Origin of the sequence: Enterobacter cloacae complex sp. 402C9, from assembly GCF_050030745.1 — a bacterium.
GTDB lineage: Bacteria > Pseudomonadota > Gammaproteobacteria > Enterobacterales > Enterobacteriaceae > Enterobacter > Enterobacter intestinihominis.
This window is the reverse complement of the sequence record NZ_JBLGUW010000001.1, coordinates 1,135,114-1,154,165: the sequence shown is the minus strand read 5'-3', so window position 1 is coordinate 1,154,165 and position 19,052 is coordinate 1,135,114. Positions and strand designations below refer to the sequence as shown.

Annotated in this window: 20 protein-coding genes; 12 read left to right on the top strand and 8 right to left on the bottom strand. The window is 56.8% G+C overall.

The features are described 5' to 3' along the window. The first annotated feature begins 253 nt into the window (after positions 1-253). Positions 254-886 carry a fimbria biosynthesis transcriptional regulator FimZ gene (fimZ, locus tag ACQG1K_RS05470; RefSeq protein WP_045621276.1) on the top strand — a complete coding sequence of 211 codons (633 nt, stop codon included), beginning with the start codon at positions 254-256 and terminating at the stop codon, positions 884-886. 50 nt (positions 887-936) lie between these two features. Here the strand turns inward: fimZ and sfmF are convergent, their stop codons facing one another. The 6 genes from sfmF to fimA all read right to left on the bottom strand — a co-directional run bounded on the left by sfmF (position 937) and on the right by fimA (position 6,943). After that, a complete protein-coding gene (sfmF, locus tag ACQG1K_RS05465) occupies positions 937-1,458 on the bottom strand; it encodes a fimbria assembly protein (RefSeq protein WP_367075333.1) in 522 nt (173 codons plus the stop codon). 9 nt (positions 1,459-1,467) lie between these two features. Beyond that, positions 1,468-2,475: a type 1 fimbria D-mannose specific adhesin FimH gene (gene fimH / locus ACQG1K_RS05460; protein WP_022647309.1), complete on the bottom strand. Its 1,008-nt coding sequence runs from the start codon at positions 2,473-2,475 to the stop codon at positions 1,468-1,470. Then, positions 2,468-5,026: a fimbrial biogenesis usher protein gene (locus ACQG1K_RS05455; protein ID WP_367075331.1), complete on the bottom strand. Its 2,559-nt coding sequence runs from the start codon at positions 5,024-5,026 to the stop codon at positions 2,468-2,470. The genes fimH and ACQG1K_RS05455 overlap by 8 nt, the downstream gene beginning before the upstream one ends. A gap of 14 nt (positions 5,027-5,040) precedes the next feature. Then, the gene (gene fimC, locus ACQG1K_RS05450) at positions 5,041-5,733 is read right to left on the bottom strand and encodes a type 1 fimbria chaperone FimC (RefSeq protein WP_022647307.1); all 693 of its coding nucleotides are present in this window, start codon (positions 5,731-5,733) and stop codon (positions 5,041-5,043) included. 34 nt (positions 5,734-5,767) lie between these two features. Then, the gene (fimI, locus tag ACQG1K_RS05445) at positions 5,768-6,310 is read right to left on the bottom strand and encodes a type 1 fimbrial protein subunit FimI (protein ID WP_023305613.1); all 543 of its coding nucleotides are present in this window, start codon (positions 6,308-6,310) and stop codon (positions 5,768-5,770) included. A 69-nt stretch (positions 6,311-6,379) separates the two neighbouring features. Then, on the bottom strand, positions 6,380-6,943 hold the full coding sequence (fimA, locus tag ACQG1K_RS05440; protein ID WP_022647305.1) for a type 1 fimbrial major subunit FimA: 564 nt from the start codon (positions 6,941-6,943) through the stop codon (positions 6,380-6,382). A 310-nt stretch (positions 6,944-7,253) separates the two neighbouring features. Between fimA and folD the strand changes: the two genes are divergently transcribed. From folD to ACQG1K_RS05415, 5 genes are all read left to right on the top strand, one after another. Further along, on the top strand, positions 7,254-8,120 hold the full coding sequence (gene folD, locus ACQG1K_RS05435) for a bifunctional methylenetetrahydrofolate dehydrogenase/methenyltetrahydrofolate cyclohydrolase FolD (RefSeq protein WP_008499332.1): 867 nt from the start codon (positions 7,254-7,256) through the stop codon (positions 8,118-8,120). 2 nt (positions 8,121-8,122) lie between these two features. Beyond that, entirely contained in the window at positions 8,123-8,335 is a 213-nt protein-coding gene (gene ybcJ / locus ACQG1K_RS05430; RefSeq protein WP_022647303.1) for a ribosome-associated protein YbcJ, read from the top strand. A gap of 281 nt (positions 8,336-8,616) precedes the next feature. Beyond that, positions 8,617-10,116 (top strand): PTS transporter subunit EIIC, encoded by a 1,500-nt coding sequence (locus tag ACQG1K_RS05425; protein WP_003858916.1) that lies wholly within the window; start codon positions 8,617-8,619, stop codon positions 10,114-10,116. Between the two features lie 83 nt (positions 10,117-10,199). Then, positions 10,200-11,216: a Mal regulon transcriptional regulator MalI gene (gene malI / locus ACQG1K_RS05420; protein ID WP_023299483.1), complete on the top strand. Its 1,017-nt coding sequence runs from the start codon at positions 10,200-10,202 to the stop codon at positions 11,214-11,216. A 73-nt stretch (positions 11,217-11,289) separates the two neighbouring features. Further along, complete coding sequence (locus tag ACQG1K_RS05415; RefSeq protein ID WP_038415562.1) at positions 11,290-11,814, top strand: metal-dependent hydrolase; 525 nt, start codon at positions 11,290-11,292, stop codon at positions 11,812-11,814. 86 nt (positions 11,815-11,900) lie between these two features. On the opposite strand, the gene cysS is transcribed toward ACQG1K_RS05415, so the two are convergent. Further along, entirely contained in the window at positions 11,901-13,286 is a 1,386-nt protein-coding gene (gene cysS, locus ACQG1K_RS05410) for a cysteine--tRNA ligase (protein ID WP_022647300.1), read from the bottom strand. A 175-nt stretch (positions 13,287-13,461) separates the two neighbouring features. Between cysS and ppiB the strand changes: the two genes are divergently transcribed. The 6 genes from ppiB (at position 13,462) to ACQG1K_RS05380 (ending at position 17,671) form a co-directional block, all read left to right on the top strand. Continuing rightward, positions 13,462-13,956, top strand: a complete 495-nt coding sequence (gene ppiB / locus ACQG1K_RS05405) for a peptidylprolyl isomerase B (RefSeq protein WP_000256009.1) — start codon at positions 13,462-13,464, stop codon at positions 13,954-13,956. A 3-nt stretch (positions 13,957-13,959) separates the two neighbouring features. Further along, entirely contained in the window at positions 13,960-14,682 is a 723-nt protein-coding gene (lpxH, locus tag ACQG1K_RS05400; RefSeq protein ID WP_022647299.1) for a UDP-2,3-diacylglucosamine diphosphatase, read from the top strand. Positions 14,683-14,800: 118 nt separating this feature from the next. Further along, the gene (purE, locus tag ACQG1K_RS05395; RefSeq protein WP_006809824.1) at positions 14,801-15,310 is read left to right on the top strand and encodes a 5-(carboxyamino)imidazole ribonucleotide mutase; all 510 of its coding nucleotides are present in this window, start codon (positions 14,801-14,803) and stop codon (positions 15,308-15,310) included. After that, positions 15,307-16,374 carry a 5-(carboxyamino)imidazole ribonucleotide synthase gene (purK, locus tag ACQG1K_RS05390; protein ID WP_023299480.1) on the top strand — a complete coding sequence of 356 codons (1,068 nt, stop codon included), beginning with the start codon at positions 15,307-15,309 and terminating at the stop codon, positions 16,372-16,374. The genes purE and purK overlap by 4 nt, the downstream gene beginning before the upstream one ends. Before the next feature lie 84 nt (positions 16,375-16,458). Further along, positions 16,459-17,529, top strand: coding sequence for a tRNA 2-selenouridine(34) synthase MnmH (mnmH, locus tag ACQG1K_RS05385; protein ID WP_367075323.1), 1,071 nt, complete (start codon positions 16,459-16,461; stop codon positions 17,527-17,529). Further along, positions 17,519-17,671, top strand: a complete 153-nt coding sequence (locus ACQG1K_RS05380; protein ID WP_154816810.1) for a hypothetical protein — start codon at positions 17,519-17,521, stop codon at positions 17,669-17,671. Before mnmH ends, ACQG1K_RS05380 begins: the two co-directional genes overlap by 11 nt. A gap of 87 nt (positions 17,672-17,758) precedes the next feature. Here ACQG1K_RS05380 and ACQG1K_RS05375 read toward each other — a convergent pair whose 3' ends face one another. Continuing rightward, a complete protein-coding gene (locus tag ACQG1K_RS05375) occupies positions 17,759-18,904 on the bottom strand; it encodes a porin (RefSeq protein WP_022647296.1) in 1,146 nt (381 codons plus the stop codon). Between the last annotated feature and the right edge of the window lie 148 nt (positions 18,905-19,052).

Genomic DNA, 19,052 nt, shown 5'->3' with positions numbered 1-19,052 from the left:
TTTACAGGCTTTTCGGACAATACTTAAACGGTATAATAAGACGTGTTTGACACGCGAATAAGAAAAATCATTTTGCCATAACAGCCTTATGAGATAACTGCGCTCAGGCATTGATATCACCACTACGTAAACAAGGATGCTTTCGCTCTTCCCAGGGATCTACCGTACAAGGATCTGCGTAATTATCCTTCCGGCTTTTCGAGAGTTTTAACAAAACTCAGCATAACGCTTTTAACAATCTGAGGCATAAAAAATGAAACCGGCATCCGTTATCATTATGGACGAACACCCTATCGTCAGAATGTCGATAGAAGTCCTGCTACAGAAAAATAAAAACATCCAGGTCAAACTGAAGTCAGGCGACAGCCACGAAGTGCTTGACTGTATACGCAACCACCCCATCGACCTGGTCATTCTCGATATCGAAATGACAGGCACGGACGGCTTCGTATTATTGAAAAGAATCAGAAACTTAAATAAAGAGATTAAGATTCTCTTCCTCTCTTCGAAATCTGAAGCCTTCTACGCAGGGCGCGCCATCCGCGCCGGGGCAAATGGTTTTGTCAGTAAGCGGAAAGATCTGGGGGAAATTTATAACGCGGTGGAAATGATACTGACGGGCTATTCTTTTTTCCCGTCAGAAACATTGAGTTTTATAAACCATATAGGCTCCCGGACAGGCGCCGCTGTGGATATGCCATTATCGAATCGTGAAGTGACGGTTCTGCGATATCTGGCGAACGGATTATCTAATAAGGAGATTGCGGATCAATTATTACTTAGCAACAAAACAATTAGCGCTCATAAGTCTAATATCTTTTCCAAGCTGGGCGTACAAAGTATCGTTGAATTAATTGATTACGCGAAAGCGCACGAATTACTGTAATCCTTCCCTCTCCCTGCAACATATAACCGTTACAGGGAGAGGGGATACGATTAATTATAATTAATCATGAAAGTTGCATCGGCATCAGCCCGGCCCGGCTGCGGGGTATCCGCCGTGGCGATATAATTGGCATAAAACGACAGTTCGGCATTTCCCTGCGCATCCACCGACACCGTCTGGCTGGCCTGCTGCAACGCGAGGCGCGTTTTATCCCGGTCGAGGATCTCCACGGCCACGTTGCTGGCCGCGCTGGCATCATTCAGCGCCAGCAGGCTGTTATCATGCCCGTCCATCTTCCCCGTAAATGTGATCGAAGCCGCCCCCGGCGGGCATCCGGTCAGCTTCAGGGTGAACGGTACAGGCTGCGTCCGGCTTCCCGTTGTGCGGAGCTGTTTCGTGGGCCAGGTGCCGAGCGTGACGGTCTTATTGCTGTCGTCCCCCTCCGCCACGCAGGTAAAATCCACGATATTGCCATAGAGCTGAATGTTAATTTCCCCAAGCGCCGTCTCTGCGTGCGCAGGGGAGCAAAGCGCAAAGAGCGCGACGGCTAAATACCGCATTCCGTTTCGCATACCTGCTCCTTAGTCATAGTCGACGCGTAAATAGCCGCGAGAGGTAAAACGCCCCTCGGCAGGTTTTTTACCGGTCACGCTGACAGGCCACGCGCGGATCCCCACCTGTGCCTGTGCGCTATCGTCCAGACGGAACGGGATTTTGCTGGTCAGGTTGTTCGGCGTCAGCGGCACGCCATTACTGTTGGCAATCACAAAACCCACATCCGCGTTATCAGAGACCAGCGTACTGCCTGAAACCTTCTCCGCTTCAACACGCATTGTGAGCATGGCGTTCGCCTCGACGTTGGTGCATTTTATGCCGATGGTTTTGCTTTGCGCTGAGATCCCCTCCGGCTTATTTCCGATGCCCGCTTTACTGAACAGAGAGGCGCCGATGTCTCCGAAATCGAACTCCACCACATTTCCGGCATTAATCTCACAGCTCTGAGGCACCTGAATGGTCCCGCTGTAGCTGATGGTATAAACCGGCGTGGTGAGCGGATCCGTGGAGGTCGTGGTGACGTAAACCCGGAACATGATTGCCCGGGGGATCACCACCATATTGATAAAGCGTCGGGTCACCTTAAGCCGAAAGACGAGGCTGGAATCCTGTACACCAAACGGTTTGTTTTTAGACACGTTCGGATGGCTCCCCATCTGAATGTACTTTCTGGGTGGATAGAACGTGCCAGCGTAGCTGTCGGTGATTTTCATCGCCCCGTCCAGATAGTCGTTTAGCTTCAGATACTGGTAGCCATCGCTGGTGCCTGTGACCGGGAATTCGGTCACATAGCTACGCTTGGTGGTGTTCCCGGACGTTCCCTTAGGGCAGACGGCGTTGACGCCCACCCACTGGGACTTCTCGCTGAGTGTAACAATCTGCCCCACCTGGTTATTGGAGCTGTTGAATTTATCCGTCAGGTCGTAATACACCTCCGTCGGCACGCCATTTTCATTGACGCAGACGGTGGCGAACGCCTCAGATAGCGGCAAAAATGCCAGAAGGGATAGCCCCAGATAATGGATTTTATTCACAGCGGATCCCCTTAAGTGTGATCGCCTGTTGCAGGCTCTGTTCTGGCAGGCTGTAGGGCGCACGACACTGGGACTGCTTCCCGTCTCCCCACTGAATCAGCAGTTCCCCGCTCAGCGGCAGCCCGCTCAGGTAAATCTGACCGTCATCTCCCACCATGCTGGTTACGCCGCTCTGCGTCTCACGCACCACCGCCCCAAACGGCACAGGCTGGTTATCACGCTTCACGGTGAGCAACGCACGCACGCCGATGCGGGTGTCAAAACTGGCGCGCACCAGCGCACCGTTCGTCGGCACGACGCTGGAAACGTTATTTTCAATGTCGGTGTTGTTGCTCATGGTGTTAGTGTCGAGCGCCACGCGGTTGTAACGGTACACCGTGGCGTACGGCATCACCGCATAGCCACGCCAGTCTGTTTTGACGCCGGTCTGGTTTTCGACGCTCACGCCTGACGCGCCCGGCGCTTTGATCAAGACGTTGGTATCGCCCAGCGGCTGACTGAATGTGATGCCGTCTGAATGCCCTACCACGCCGCCGGAGAGCTGCCAGTTGAGGTCGTGCTGATCCCGCGTGTAGTTGTAGCCCACGCCCAGCGTACCGTACGTTGCCTGCCAGTTAGCGCTGGCGCTGCCGCTGGCACCGTTATTGCTGGTGTGACCCTGCGTGACGCTGTAGTTCAGGTTACGATCCTGGAGCAGCGTTCCGCTGATCCCGGTCTGCCAGCTGGTATCACCGTCGCTGTTGCGGCTGGCTGAGGCCGTGGCATAGGCCCGGTCGATCGCGTTATCGCGACGGTAGCCGTGACGGGTGAACAGGCTGAACGGGACGGAGACGTTAAACGAGGCGATCCGGTCAGTTCCTTCAATGCCGACGGCCTTGTTCCATGACCAGGATAAGGCGTAGCTGACCCCTTTCACCCCGCCTGCGTAGCCGAGCTGATACCAGACGTTGGACTCGCTGGTGCCCCAGTAACTTTGCTGGCTGCCCGACACGTACACCGAGCCGTAATCGCCAAGAGACTGGGAGATATTGAGCTGGAAACGTCCTTTTTTATTCAGCGTCAGGTTGTGATAGCTCTGCACGTCCGGCACGCCGTCATCGTCCTGATCGTCGCCATACTGGTAGCCTTCCATTGTGCGCCAGGCCACATCGTCGAGGGTGTAGAAGCCTTTGGTCGAGTAGCGATAGCCCAGCAGCTGGAAGTTGGTGCCGAATCCGTTAAGGGATTTTGCATACAGGAACCGCAGAGACTGCCCTTCATGGCGGCTGTCATCGGCAAGCTGGCTGCGGGCATGGGTGAGGTCAAGTGACACCGCCCCCCAGTCACCGAGGTTTTTACCCGCGCCAATGGCGATGGCGGTATAGCGCGAGGCCAGCTGCGTTCCGCCGTACAGCGTGTAGCCGTCGGCAAGACCCGCAATCATCGTACCCTGAGTAAAGAACGGCGTGTCCTGCTCGCTGTTGCCGCTGCGATAGTCCCCTGCCACCAGATCGTATTTCCAGCGTCCTTCACGCTGAAGCAACGGAACGGTGGAATACGGGACGGTGTAGCGCTGCTGGCTGCCGTCCTTCTCTTCCACCGTCACCTCCAGGTCACCGCTTGAGGAGGTCGGGTTAAGGTCAGTTATCGCAAAAGCCCCCGGCTGCACATAGCTCTGGTAAATCACGTATCCGTTCTGGCGGATCACCACTTTGGCAGGGGTGCGGGCGATTCCGCGTACGGTAGGCGCGTAGCCTTGCAGGCTGTCCGGATACATGCTGTCGGACGAATAGAGCCGACCACCGCGAAAACCGACGCTGTCGAAGACATCGTTACCGGTGTTGCTGTCGCCGAGCACCAGCTCGCTTTTTAGCGGAATGACCGTACGCTGCGCCCAGGTGCCAATATTTTGCCAGCTGCTGTGCCGCTGGCCGTTGCTTTCGGTATAACGCCACGCGCCGTTATTGCGTAATCGCCAGGCGCCATAGTTCAACCCGCTTTGCAGGTTCAGATAGTAGCTGTCGTCGTCGCTGCCCCGGTTGCCGGTGAAGCTGTAGTTCAGCAGCGCGGCGGGGATGCCTTCATCCCACTGTTCAGGCGGAATATACCCGCGGGCGCTGTTTTGCATCGCCACCTGAGGCAGACTGACGTTAAGGCGCAACGAGGCGAAGTTGAACGCCGTTTCGCTACCCGGAATAGCCGTGGTGAGCGGAACGCAGGTCTCGCCCTGCACGTTGCTCAGTTCCGGGAAGGCGGCGATATTGACGCCAAAGCGATCGAGCATCGCGCGCGTAATGCACGGCGACAAACCGCCCGCGACCGGCGGCGTGTTGTCGGCTTGCTCAAACCGCACGTCCTGGGTGCCGATAAACTCATCGTTACGCCAGATATCGACGCGATAGACGCCCGGTGCCTGCTGGTGGCCTTTCTCAAAACGCGACAAAACCGCCACGTTCGCCGCGTCATCGGAGAGAAACGCCGGGTTAAAGTAGCTTTCGCCCCAGCCAGCGTGTGGCCAGAGCGTTGCCATCAGTGCCAGCGCAACCGGGCAGTAACGCCATTGAGTGTTCATCGCCCTGTCTCTGCTCACAGGCTGACGCTACGCGCCGGCGTAATGGCACCGTAGTCATTCACACTCTGCCAGGAGAGCGTGCCGCTCGCTGCGGCAGGCAGCACCTGCTGCGCCGAGCTTTTAGGGGCAACCATCAGGTTCTCCAGCGTCTGACCGCCGAGCTTCAGATTGACCAGCGTGACGTAATACGGCGAGGCATTGCTCACCTTAAGATGGTTGCCGACGCGCTCAAAACGCAGCTGTGAGAGCGCCTCTTCCGGCGGCATCGCCAGGTTAGCCGGGCGAACAAACAGCTTGATGCGTGACAGAATGGCCAGTTGCAGGACGTTGTTGCCGTCCTGATGTTTTTTGCTGACGGAGGGAATCGCTTTGACGTTCATGTAAAAGAGTGATTCGCGATCGGCAGGCAGCGCCGGGCCTGCGTAGATAATACGCAGGGTGTTTTCGCTGGCCGGCTCGCTGACAAACAGCGGCGGCGTGACGGCAAAGGTTTTTTCCTTTTGCCCGTTGGCATTTTCTATCCACGCGTTAATTAAATAGCGCTCTTGTTTATTGCTGTTGGTGATCGCCAGCGACGTTTGTTTTGCATCGGCCGGATAAATAACGCGCGTCGCGCCCAGCGCAATTCCGCCGGATGCATTCGCGCTGGCAGAAACCATCATCAAAATAAAAGTTAAAAACAGTCCAGGTTTAATCAGGGTGTTCATCACAACCGTACCTTTAATAATTAGTTCGCAGGCGTCAGGGATAAATCAACGTAAACCAGACATTCGACTGAATAGTGCCTGGTACAAGGTGTTCGGAAATAGCGCGGTAGCGGGCGCTGAAATGAAATACCAGCTCGCGGGTGTTAATGGGTAACCAGCTCACTGCCGTCGCGTTCGGGATGATCTGACGTTGCTGTTCGTCAAAAAGCGCCAGTCCGACACCACTGCTGACCGCATTTTCCCCCGGCCGCGATGTCGCCAGGAAAACCTGCGGGTCTTCTGCCGGTGTCACTCCCTGGAACTGGATCCCCACGGTGCGGGAGACGTCCACGCTGCAATCCAGCAGACGTACGGTGAAAGGCACATTAACCGTGGAAAAGCTGCCGACGCCGGAAAAGGCGTTTGTGCGGTATTGCCCCATATCCACGCGCATATTCTGGCTGTCCGGGGCCACGGCGCAGCCGCCGTTAACCAGCTCTCCCCTGAGGTGTACTTTGCCGCCGTCTATGACAACGGTATGTGCGTTTACTGCTGAGGCAATCGCAAGGGCACACAGCAGTATCCCAGTCCTTGTCATCCTTCGCTCCCGGTATAGGCGATCAAAAGACCTCTTCCCTGAGGCCAGCCACATCCCTGTACTCAGGCATTACTCGTATTTCATTACGAATGTTGCGTCCGCGTTTGCCTGGCCTGGCGCGGTGGTCGCCGCCGTGGCTTTATAGCGCGCGGTGAAGTTCAGGGTGTTAGTCCCTTCAATCAGGTTCTGCGCCGCAGAGAAGGTTGCACCGTCCGGGGTCAGCGTGGAGGATTTGCTGTCGAGGATCTCAATGCCTACGCCCTTCGCGGAGTTGTCGTTGTTACCGGAGCTTACCGCCAGCAGCGTTTTGTCGGTGGCGTCGATCTGGCCGGTAAACGCGACAGCAGCGGTTTTCGCTACCGCAGGATCGCAGTCGTTCAGTTCGATGGTGAAGGGAATATTGGAGGTGGTGTCACCCACTTTAGTGAATTTCGCGGTACGGTACTGGCCGAGATTAACCGTCTGCTCTGAAGAGTCAGTATTCACTGAACACGCGGCATTCACTAATTCACCTTTAAAATGCACCGTACCACCGTTTACAGATACAGGTGCTACCGGATCTTCTGCGTGAGCGGCACCCGCGACCAGGGCCAGAGTTGCAATAACAGTAGAAGCAATGTTGCTGAGTTTCATGTCTATTCCTTTAAAATGTAAATAACCCTTCCCGCGCATATTCGGGAATAAGAAATACGTTCAATTAAAAAATTGAAGGCTTATTTCGGAGAGGACAAAGTAGCTCAGGAATCTATTTTGTAATATGTCAAAACGCTGCCATTTTGCCAGGTCACATCCTAATCGCCTCTAAGAAATTGACCATGCCCTGAGAAGGGGTTTTGCGGGCCATCGATGAAATCTCGTAAAGGGTGACTGACAGCGGCGCTCGCTTCTGACAAAATACAGGTAATCCCCCCTTTCTAACGTTACAGACGGAATCTTCTCTCTGATGGCAGCAAAGATTATTGACGGTAAAACGATTGCGCAGCAGGTGCGCTCTGAGGTTGCGGAAAAAGTGAAGGCGCGTAAAGCTGCCGGAAAACGCGCTCCAGGGCTGGCCGTAGTGCTGGTTGGCAGCAACCCGGCCTCGCAAATTTATGTCGGCAGCAAACGCAAAGCGTGTGAAGAGGTGGGGTTCGTCTCCCGCTCTTACGATCTGCCGGAAACCACCAGCGAAGCGGAACTGCTGGAACTGATTGACACCCTGAATGCCGATAAAGAGATCGACGGCATTCTGGTTCAGCTGCCGCTGCCTGCGGGCATCGACAACGTGAAGGTGCTGGAGCGTATCGCGCCGGACAAAGACGTTGACGGTTTCCATCCGTATAACGTGGGCCGCCTGTGCCAGCGCGCGCCGCGCCTGCGTCCGTGCACCCCGCGCGGCATCGTGACGCTGCTGGAGCGTTATAACATCGACACCTATGGCCTGAACGCCGTGGTGATTGGCGCCTCCAACATCGTGGGCCGCCCGATGAGCATGGAGCTGCTGCTGGCGGGCTGCACCACCACCGTCACCCACCGCTTCACCAAAAACCTGCGTCATCACGTCGAAAACGCCGATCTGCTGATCGTTGCGGTCGGCAAGCCGGGCTTTATTCCGGGCGAGTGGATCAAAGAGGGCGCAATCGTCGTGGACGTGGGTATTAACCGTCTGGAAAACGGCAAAGTGGTTGGCGACGTGGTGTATGAAGATGCCGCAGCGCGCGCCTCCTATATTACTCCGGTCCCGGGCGGCGTAGGCCCGATGACGGTCGCAACACTGATTCAGAATACCTTGCAGGCGTGCGAGGAGTATCACGACGTAGAGGACGCGTAATCATGGCAACTTTTTCTTTAGGTAAACATCCGCACGTTGAGCTGTGCGATCTGCTGAAGCTGGAAGGCTGGAGCGAAAGCGGCGCGCAGGCGAAAATCGTCATCGCCGACGGGCAGGTAAAAGTAGACGGCACGGTGGAAACCCGCAAGCGCTGCAAAATTGTCGCGGGCCAGACCGTGAGCTTTGCAGGTCAGAGCGTGACCGTGACGGCCTGAGCTGTCTGATGCCCGGTGGCGCTGCGCTTACCGGGCCTACGTACTGTCTCCGTTTGTAGGCCGGGTAAGGCGAAGCCGCCACCCGGCAATTTCTCTCACAATCCCCTCACATCCATCACGGTTAATTATCGATCAACTTCAAATAATCACTATTCCCTCTGGCGAAACGTGAAAATTATGTTGCGCGATTTTCAGACTTTCCCCACGATAAGTAGAACGTTCTACTAAAACGTTCTACTTACAATAACAGCGCGAAAAAGCGCTACTCGGGGGAAATCAGCATGAGTCTGATATCAGGGTTTGTTAAATCGCTGTCTAAGTTATCGATGATTGGTCGCGCCTTAATGCTGCCAATTTCACTGCTTCCCGCTGCGGGCCTGCTGCTGGCCTTCGGCGATAAGTTCCACCTGCCGCTGATGATGAACGCCGGCGGGGTTATCTTTGATAACCTGCCGATGCTGTTCGCCATCGGCTCTGCCGTCGGTCTGGCTTCGGAATCCGGCATTGCGGCACTCTCTGCGGCGGTCTCGGTGTTTGTCACCAACATCACCATCAGCACCGTGCTGAGCATTACGCCGGAAATGGCCTCCCAGGGCGGGAAATACGCCATGGTCGTCGGCATTCCGACGTTGCAGATGGGCGTCTTTGGCGGCCTGATCTGCGGTATTCTCGCGGCCTGGTGCTACAACCGCTTCCACACCATGCAGCTGCCGGAATTCCTCGGCTTCTTCTCCGGGAAGCGTTTTGTGGCGATTGCGACGGCATTTCTGTCGTTCCTGCTCGGCCTGCTGCTGCCGTACGTGTGGCAGCATATTCAGTCCGGGATCGACGCCCTGTCCGTGGTGGTGAACGGCGATAACCAGGCGGCCTCGACCTTTATCTTCGGGCTGGTGGAGCGCGCGTTGATCCCGCTCGGCCTGCACCACATCTGGTATCCCTCCTTCTGGTATTCGTTCGGGGATTACACTACCCAGGCGGGTCAGGTGATCCACGGCGACCAGACCATCTGGTTCAAGATGCTTGAAGAGGGGGTGAAATCCTTCAGCAGCGATACCTACCAGAACGCCGGGAAATTCATGCAGGGCGAGTTCCCGCTGATGCTGTTCGCGCTGCCTGCGGCTTGCCTTGCGATGTACCATGAAGCGCACACGAAGAATAAGAAAATCGCGGCCGGTATTCTCTTCTCCGCCGCCCTCACCTGCTTCCTGACGGGCATCACCGAGCCGGTAGAGTTCACCTTTATCTTCGTGGCGCCAATCCTTTACGTCTTCAACGCCATCATGGCGGGCCTGGCGTACATGACCATGTACCTGCTGCATGCGCACATCGCCAAGTCGTTCTCGGCGGGCTTTATCGACTACCTGTCGTTCGGGATCCTGCCGTCGTTTAACGGCTATCAGACCAACTTCCTGAGCGCCATTATCATCGGTATCCCAATGGCCCTGATTTACTATTTCACCTTCCGCTTCGTGATCCGCCGTTTCGACGTGAAAACGCCGGGCCGCACCGAAGTGACCGCCAGCGCGAATGACAAGTCCGATTCCGAACTTGCCACCGAAATCATCGGCCTGCTGGGCGGTGCGCAGAACATTGATTCTGTCGGCTCCTGCATCACGCGTTTGCGTCTGGAAGTGGCGAAGAGCGAAGCGGTGGACCGGGACGGGCTGAACGGGCTGGGCGCGCGCGGCGTGGTGTTTGTTGGCGATAACGGGATACAGGTGATTTTCGGGGCCAGAGCACAGTTTATCGCCCAGACCATGTCAACGATGATTGGCAAATAATAAGATGCCTGAAGGAGGCGTCTCCTGTACGCTGGGGTACGCCTCTTATCTGGCTGATAATCGGTAAATTTCAGGGAGCGGTTTTGAAGAAAGTCAGCATTATTGATGTTGCAAAGCATGCGGGCGTGTCGGTTTCTACCGTGTCGCTGGTGCTGCGCCAGAAAGGGAAAATCTCAGAGGCGACGATCGGGAAGGTCAATGCCGCCATCACAACGCTGGGCTATGTTCATAACGTCGCCGCTGCCAACCTTCGCGCCAACACCTCCAATTTAATCGGCCTGATCCTGCGGGACTTCAGCGACAGCTTTTCCATCAAAGTGATGGCGAGCATCGTTCAGGAGCTGGAGAAACAGGGTTATATGGTTTTTCTCGGTCAGCCGCTGAACGACGACGAACATCTTGAGCGTACCCTGCTCTCATTTAAGCAGCAGGGCGTGGCGGGCGTCATCTATCTGGCGTCGGACACCCGCGCCGCCTCTCTCCCGGAACACATTCGCCAATGCCCGCTGCCGCTTGTGGCGGTTTCGCAGTCGTTGCTGGAAGAGAAATGCAACCTGGTGATGCGCGATAACCGCCAGGCGGCGAACCTGGCCGCGCGTTATCTTATCGAGCGCGGGCACCGCACCATCGCCTACATTGGCGGGCGCGACGGGTGCCGTATTCGCGAGCAGCGCCTGCTCGGTTTTCGCAGCGCGATGACGCAGAACGGCCTGGTCTGGCGTGAGGAATATTCTCCCGCCTGCACCGATGATACGCAGGCGGCGGCCATGGCGACTCGCCAGCTGCTGGAGAAGAACAACACGATTACCGCCCTGCTCTGCCATTCGCCGGACGCGATGATCGGTTCGATCTCCGGCATTCACCAGGTGGGGCGCACGGTGGGCAAAGATGTTTTCCTGACTCAGCAGGTGGCGCTGATCGGCTTTGAAGATATGCTTCACGTAAACCTCACGTCGCCGTCACTGACTTACGTTTCGTCTGCCAGCGAAGAGACAGGCCGCCAGGCGGCAGGGCTGATGATCCGCAGGCTGAAGGAGCCGGATCTGCAAACGCAGCGTATTACCCTCTCCGGCCAGCTTATCGCGCGGGAATCGGCGTAAATTCAGAATTTAGCATGGGTCTTATAGCGCGAGATGACTGCTATATTTCCATGATTTGCCTTGGATAAATGTAATGCCTACCGTTATCACCCACGCTGCCGTACCTCTGTGTCTGGGCTTAGGGCTCGGAACCAAAGTCATCCCACCCCGCCTGCTGTTTGCCGGGATCGTCCTCGCCATGCTGCCTGACGCTGACGTACTGGCGTTTAAATTCGGTGTCGCCTACGGGAATATTTTCGGCCACCGCGGTTTCACTCATTCGCTGCTGTTTGCCTTTGTAGTGCCCATACTTTGCGTGCTGGCTGGGCGTCGATGGTTCCGGGCCAGCCTGTCGCGCTGCTGGCTGTTTTTAACCGTGTCGCTGCTGTCGCACAGCCTGCTGGATTCGATTACCACCGGCGGGAAAGGCGTCGGCTGGCTGTGGCCCTGGTCAGATGAGCGCTTCTTTGCGCCGTGGCAGGTGATTAAGGTCGCGCCGTTTGCACTGTCGCGCTATACCACGCCGTACGGGCATCAGGTGATTATCTCGGAACTGCTGTGGGTGTGGCTGCCGGGAATCGTGCTGATGGGAGTATTATGGTGGAAGAAGAGAAGGTAAAAAAAGCCGGGTGGCGGCTACGCCTTACCCGGCCTGCTTTCACCTGTAGGCCCGGTAAGCGTAAAGCGCCACCGGGCATTACGGACTTACTTACGACGCCAGGTGGTGCCCTGCGGGCCATCTTCCAGAATAATACCCATCTCGGTCAGACGGTTACGCGCCGCATCCGCCGCCGCCCAGTCTTTCGCCTGACGCGCTTCCAGACGCGCTTTAATCAGTGCTTCAATTTCCGCTACTTCACCGTCGTCCGCCTGCGCGCCGCTTTGCAGGAACACGTCCGGCTCCTGCTCCAGCAGGCCGAGCACGGAAGAGAGCTTACGCAGATGAGACGCCAGCGCATTCGCCGCCGCCATATCTTCTGACTTCAGGCGATTCACCTCACGCGCCATGTCGAACAGCACGGAGTAGGCTTCCGGCGTGTTGAAGTCGTCGTTCATGACCTCAACGAAGCGGGCTTCGAACGCCTCGCCGCCAGCGGCCGGAACAGACCTGTCGGTGCCGCGCAGTGCGGTATACAGACGCTCCAGCGCAGCGCGCGCCTGCTTCAGGTTCTCTTCGCTGTAGTTCAGCTGGCTGCGATAGTGGCCGGACATCAGGAAGTAGCGCACGGTTTCCGCGTCGTAATACTTCAGCACGTCGCGCACGGTGAAGAAGTTACCCAGCGATTTCGACATCTTCTCGCGGTCAACCATCACCATCCCGGAGTGCATCCAGTAGTTCACGTACTCGCCGCCGTGAGCACAGGTGGACTGCGCGATTTCGTTTTCGTGGTGCGGGAACATCAGATCCGAACCGCCGCCGTGGATGTCGAAATGGTTGCCCAGCTGTTTGCAGTTCATTGCGGAACATTCAATGTGCCAGCCCGGGCGCCCTTCGCCCCAGGGGGATGGCCAGCTCGGTTCGCCCGCCTTGGACATCTTCCACAGCACGAAGTCCATCGGATTACGCTTCACGTCAACCACGTCCACGCGTGCACCGGCCTGGAGCTGGTCCAGATCCTGGCGGGAAAGCGCACCGTAGGTTGGGTCCGTCGGCACCGAGAACATCACGTCGCCGTTGTCCGCCACATAGGCGTGACCGCGCTCGATCAGCTTTTGGGTGATCTCAATGATTTCATGAATATGGTGGGTCGCACGCGGCTCGCTATCCGGGCGCAGAATATTCAAGGCATCAAAATCCTTGTGCATTTCGGCGATCATGCGATCCACCAGCGCGACAAAGCTTTCGCCATTTTCATTAGCACGTTTAATGATTTTGTCGTCGATGTCGGTGATGTTGCGCACATACTTCAGGTTATAGCCCAGGAAGCGCAGGTAGCGGGACACCACGTCGAACGCGACAAAGGTACGGCCATGGCCGATATGACAGAGATCGTAAACCGTAATACCACACACGTACATGCCGACTTCCCCGGCATGGATAGGTTTAAATTCCTCTTTTTGGCGCGTCATTGTATTAAAGATTTTTAACATCGAAGATTCCATGTAAACACGTGTGTGGATTGTTTGTTCCTTATAATACCCATAATTCGGAGCACGGTCAGCACACAATGCAAGGTGATCGTGTCCTGTGGTTATGCTATAACAAGCCCCTATATGTGACCCGAGCACGGGTCGACGCACCACAATAACGGAACAGGATGCAAAAATGGTTACTTTCCACACTAATCATGGCGATATCGTAATCAAAACCTTTGATGACAAAGCGCCTGAAACAGTTAAAAACTTCCTGGACTACTGCCGCGAAGGTTTCTACAACAACACTATTTTCCACCGTGTGATCAACGGCTTTATGATCCAGGGCGGCGGTTTCGAGCCTGGCATGCGCCAGAAAGAGACGAAAGAAGCGATCAAAAACGAAGCGAACAACGGCCTGAAAAACACCCGCGGTACGCTGGCAATGGCCCGTACTCAGGCCCCGCACTCTGCTACCGCACAGTTCTTCATTAACGTGGCGGACAACGACTTCCTGAACTTCTCTGGCGAAAGCCTGCAAGGCTGGGGCTACTGCGTATTCGCAGAAGTGGTTGAAGGCATGGACGTGGTCGACAAGATCAAAGCCGTTTCTACTGGCCGCAGCGGTATGCACCAGGACGTTCCTAAAGAAGACGTTGTGATCACAAGCGTGACCGTCAGCGAGTAATTCGTGGCGACACTCTTTATTGCGGATCTGCATCTGCAAACAGAAGAACCGGCGATAACCGCCGGTTTTCTGCGTTTTTTACGCGGTGAAGCGAAAAGCGCCGATGCGCTGTACATTCTGGGTGACCTGTTTGAGGCCTGGATAGGCGACGACGATCCGAACCCGCTGCACCGTGAGATGGCAGCGGCCATTAAAGCGCTGGTGGATTCCGGCGTCCCCTGCTATTTCATTCACGGCAACCGTGATTTCCTGATCGGCCAGCGCTACGCCCGCGAGAGCGGCATGACGCTGCTGCCGGAAGAGCAGGTGCTTGACCTCTATGGCCGCAATATTCTGATCATGCACGGCGACACGCTCTGCACTGACGATACCGGCTACCTGGCGTTTCGCGCCAAAGTTCACACCCCGTGGATCCAGAAAGTGTTCCTCGCCCTGCCGCTGTTTATCCGCAACCGCATCGCCGCCAGAATGCGCGCGGGCAGCAAGGCCGCCAACAGCAGCAAATCGATGACCATCATGGACGTCAACCCGCAGGCGGTGGTGAACGTGATGGAGAAGCATCGCGTTCAGTGGCTGATCCACGGCCATACCCATCGTCCCGATGTGCATTCCCTTATCGCCAACGGCGAGCCCGCCCATCGCGTGGTTTTAGGCGCCTGGCACAGCGAAGGATCGATGGTCAAAGTCACGCCGGAAGGTGTGGAACTGATCGCCTTCCCGTTTTAACCCTCCTCGTTTTTTCGCTCATTTCCCGACCACGCAACCGTTTTCCTTGCCGGTATTACATGCTATTCTCTGTGCCCTCGAAAGCAGTGTGTTCCGCACCACAGGAGTTTTAAGACGCATGTCTTCCCGCAATAATCCGGCGCGTGTCGCCATCGTGATGGGGTCCAAAAGCGACTGGGCTACCATGCAATTCGCCGCCGAAATCTTTGAAATCCTGAATGTTCCGCACCACGTCGAAGTGGTTTCCGCGCACCGTACGCCGGATAAACTTTTCAGCTTCGCCGAAAGCGCCGAAGAGAACGGTTACGAGGTGATCATTGCCGGTGCGGGCGGCGCAGCACATCTGCCGGGCATGATTGCCGCCAAAACCCTGGTGCCGGTACTGGGCGTGCCGGTACAGAGCGCCGCGTTAAGCGGGGTTGATAGCCTGTACTCTATCGTCCAGATGCCGCGCGGTATCCCTGTCGGTACGCTGGCGATTGGTAAGGCGGGTGCCGCAAATGCCGCCCTGCTGGCCGCGCAGATCCTCGCGACGCATGATAAAGACTTACATCAACGTCTGGCGGAGTGGCGTAAAGCCCAGACCGACGAGGTGCTGGATAACCCGGATCCGCGGGGTGCAGCATGAAGCAGGTTTGCGTTCTTGGTAATGGTCAGCTTGGCCGGATGCTACGTCAGGCCGGTGAGCCGCTGGGTATTGCCGTCTGGCCCGTCGGGCTGGACGCCGAGCCGGAAGCCGTGCCGTTCCATCAGAGCGTGATCACCGCCGAAATTGAACGCTGGCCGGAAACCGCCCTGACCCGCGAGCTGGCGCGCCATAACGCCTTTGTGAACCGCGACGTCTTCCCGATCATCGCCGACCGTCTGACGCAAAAGCAGCTGTTCGACAAGCTCGGCCTTGCGACCGCGCCGTGGCAGCTGTTGTCCGACAAAAGCGAGTGGAATGACGTCTTCGCCATGCTGGGCGATCTGGCGATCGTGAAGCGTCGTGTCGGCGGCTACGACGGTCGCGGGCAGTGGCGCCTGCGCGCGAACGACACCGCCGAGCTGCCGGACGACTGCTACGGCGAGTGCATCGTTGAGCAGGGCATAAACTTCAGCGGTGAAGTGTCGCTGGTGGGCGCGCGCGGGCATGACGGGCACACCGTTTTTTACCCGCTAACGCATAACCTGCATCAGGACGGGATTCTGCGCACCAGCGTCGCCTTCCCGCAGGCCAATGCTGACCAGCAGGCGCAGGCGGAAGAGATGCTCTCTGCCATCATGCATGAGCTGGGCTATGTGGGCGTAATGGCGATGGAGTGTTTCGTCACGCCATCGGGTCTGCTGATCAACGAACTTGCGCCGCGCGTGCACAACAGCGGCCACTGGACGCAAAACGGTGCCTCCATCAGCCAGTTCGAGCTGCACCTGCGCGCCATCACTGACCTGCCGCTGCCGCAGCCGGTGGTGACCAGCCCGTCGGTGATGATCAACCTGATCGGCACCGATCTGAACTACGACTGGCTGAAGCTGCCGCTGGTGCACCTGCACTGGTACGACAAAGCGGTGCGCCCGGGTCGTAAGGTCGGCCACCTGAACCTGAACGATACCGACACGGACCGCCTGAGCGCCACGCTGGAAGCGATCGTTCCCCTGCTGCCGCCAGAATACGCGAGCGGGATTGTCTGGGCGCAGTCAAAACTGAAGTAAGTAACCCCCGCCGGGGAGTTGACCTTCCCCTTCCCCGGCGTACAATTCCCGCCCATTGCTGCTTAGCTTTCTTCTGGAACCACCATGAACGATGGAACGGACTATCGCGCGATCCTCGCGTCCGATACCCCTTTAATCGACGTTCGCGCGCCGATCGAATTTGTCCAGGGTGCGATGCCCGCCGCACTCAACCTGCCCTTAATGAACGACGACGAGCGTGCCGCCGTCGGCACCTGCTATAAACGCCAGGGTCCGGACGCCGCACTGACGCTCGGCCATAGCCTGGTCAACGGCGAGACGCGAGAGGCGCGCATCAACGCCTGGCGCGAAGCCAGCCTGGCCCATCCTAAGGGCTACCTTTGCTGCGCGCGCGGTGGCCAGCGCTCACATATCTCCCAGGCCTGGCTTAAAGAGGCGGGAATCGATTATCCGCTGATCCGCGGCGGCTATAAGGCCCTGCGCCAGACAGCGATTCAGGTGACGATTGAGCAGTCACAAAAACCGATGGTGCTTATCGGTGGCTGTACCGGAAACGGCAAAACGCTGCTGGTGAAGCAGCATGCGCAGGGCATCGATCTGGAAGGGCTGGCGCACCATCGCGGCTCGTCATTTGGCCGCACGCTCACCCCGCAACTTTCTCAGGCGAGCTTCGAGAATCACCTTGCCGTCGAGCTGCTAAAAAAAGATGCCGCGCGCTGGGTGCTGGAGGATGAGGGCCGGATGATTGGCTCTAACCACCTGCCGGAGTGCCTGCGCGACCGCATGGCGGAAGCGCCTGTCGTGGTGGTCGAAGATCCGTTTGAGATCCGTCTTGAGCGCCTGCGCGAAGAGTATTTCGACCACATGTGGGCCGACTTTTTTGCCGCCTACGGTGAAGAAGCGGGCTGGAAAGCCTACAGCGAATACCTGCATCACGGCCTGTTCGCCATCCGCCGTCGTCTGGGGCTGCAACGATTCGCGGAATTTACCGCGCTATTAGATTCCGCGCTGCTGGAACAACAGCGCTCTGGAAGCACTGACGCGCACTTCAGCTGGCTTGTGCCGCTGCTGAAGGACTATTACGACCCGATGTACGGCTATCAGCTGGAGAAGAAAGCGGAGAAGATTGTTTTTCGCGGGACGTACGAAGAAATTGCCGAGTGGCTTGATCGCTGAAAAAAGCCGGGTGGCGGCTACGCCTTACCCGGCCTACGCGTGCTATTACGATCCGATGTACGGCTATCAGCTGGAGAAAAAGGCGGAGAAAATTGTATATCGCGGGACGTTTGAAGACATTGCCGAATGGCTTGATCGCTGAAAAAAGCCGGGTGGCGGCTACGCCTTACCCGGCCTACGCGTGCTTTTGTAGCCCCGGTAAGCGCAGCGCCACCGGGGAACAAACCACTTAGAAGTCGTAACGCAGACGCACCAGGTTCATGTCGCCCAGGTTGTCGGTGCTGGAGGTGAACACGTGTTCGTAATCCACGCGGAAACCGTAGTCCAGCTGGACGCTGATACCTACGCCGTTGTCGATGCGCTGGTAGTTACGGCCGTTCACGTACTCAATGCGGTCGCCCATGAAGTACGGCTGAATGGATTTCACCGCATACTGACCGACCGGGAATTTGTATCCTGCGAAGTATTCAATACCCCATGCATCACCGGCGAAGTAGTCGTTAACGGACACTTTTTTGGTGGTCATGAAGTTCTGATACCAGCCGCCGCCTGCGGAGAAGGTCCAGTTATCCGGCGTCCAGCTCAGTGCGGTGCCGAGAATGTTCTGGTCGTAGGATTTGCTGTCGCCGTTGTCCGGATTACGCATGTCCGCGCGGGTGTAGTTCCACGCTGCGCCCCAGGTCAGATCGGTGGTCAGGTGGTAATCGATACCCAGTGAACCTCCGCCTTTGCGCTTGTAGCGCAGGCCGTTGCCCGGCAGGTATTCGCTGTCTTCAAACAGGTAAGAGGCGTAGATGTCAGCATCGCCCACGGTTTTCTTGTACTTCAGCATCTGGCGTGAACGGTAAGAGCCGTCGTAGTCGCCGTTGATCCCGTTACCCGACGCCTGACCAATCATGTCGTAGTCCCAGATATCGGTTTTCGCGCCCACCACGTCATAGTACACGCTGTTCTGCTGGCCGAAGGTAAGCGTACCCCAGGTGTCGCTCTTCAGACCGGTGTAGAGCATACGGCGTGAAGTATCGTGCGCGCCGTCGGCGTAGTGGTTATCCCAGTTAAACTGCGCCGGAATGTTCACACCCAGCTCGTAGTAGGTGATCCAGCTGATGTCATCGAACAGGTAGTAGTCTGCCGCGAAACGGAAACGGGTACCGCCGTCAAAGCCGTTACGCTTGTAGCCGTTTTTGCCGTCGTCACCGGTCATGTTCTGGAACTGAGGACGGATGCTGCCGCCAACGGTGAAGTTCAGACGGCTCAGCGGGTTACCCGCCTGCGGATCCTGTTTCAGAAGGGTGATTTCCGCCTGAGATGCGAAAGAAGCCAATGCCACTGCTGCGCCGATCGTTGTCGCCAGCGCTGTTTTTCTTATAGTCATTATTTTTCCTTGATAGACACGCTGCTAAATATTTAGCTGGTGAATATTAACCGGAAAAATTCGGGCTGTGTGGGCGGGTTTTTAATGTTTTGTGCTACTAAATGCATGGGTATTAACGATTAGTGCTATTAATCGATGACACACCAGC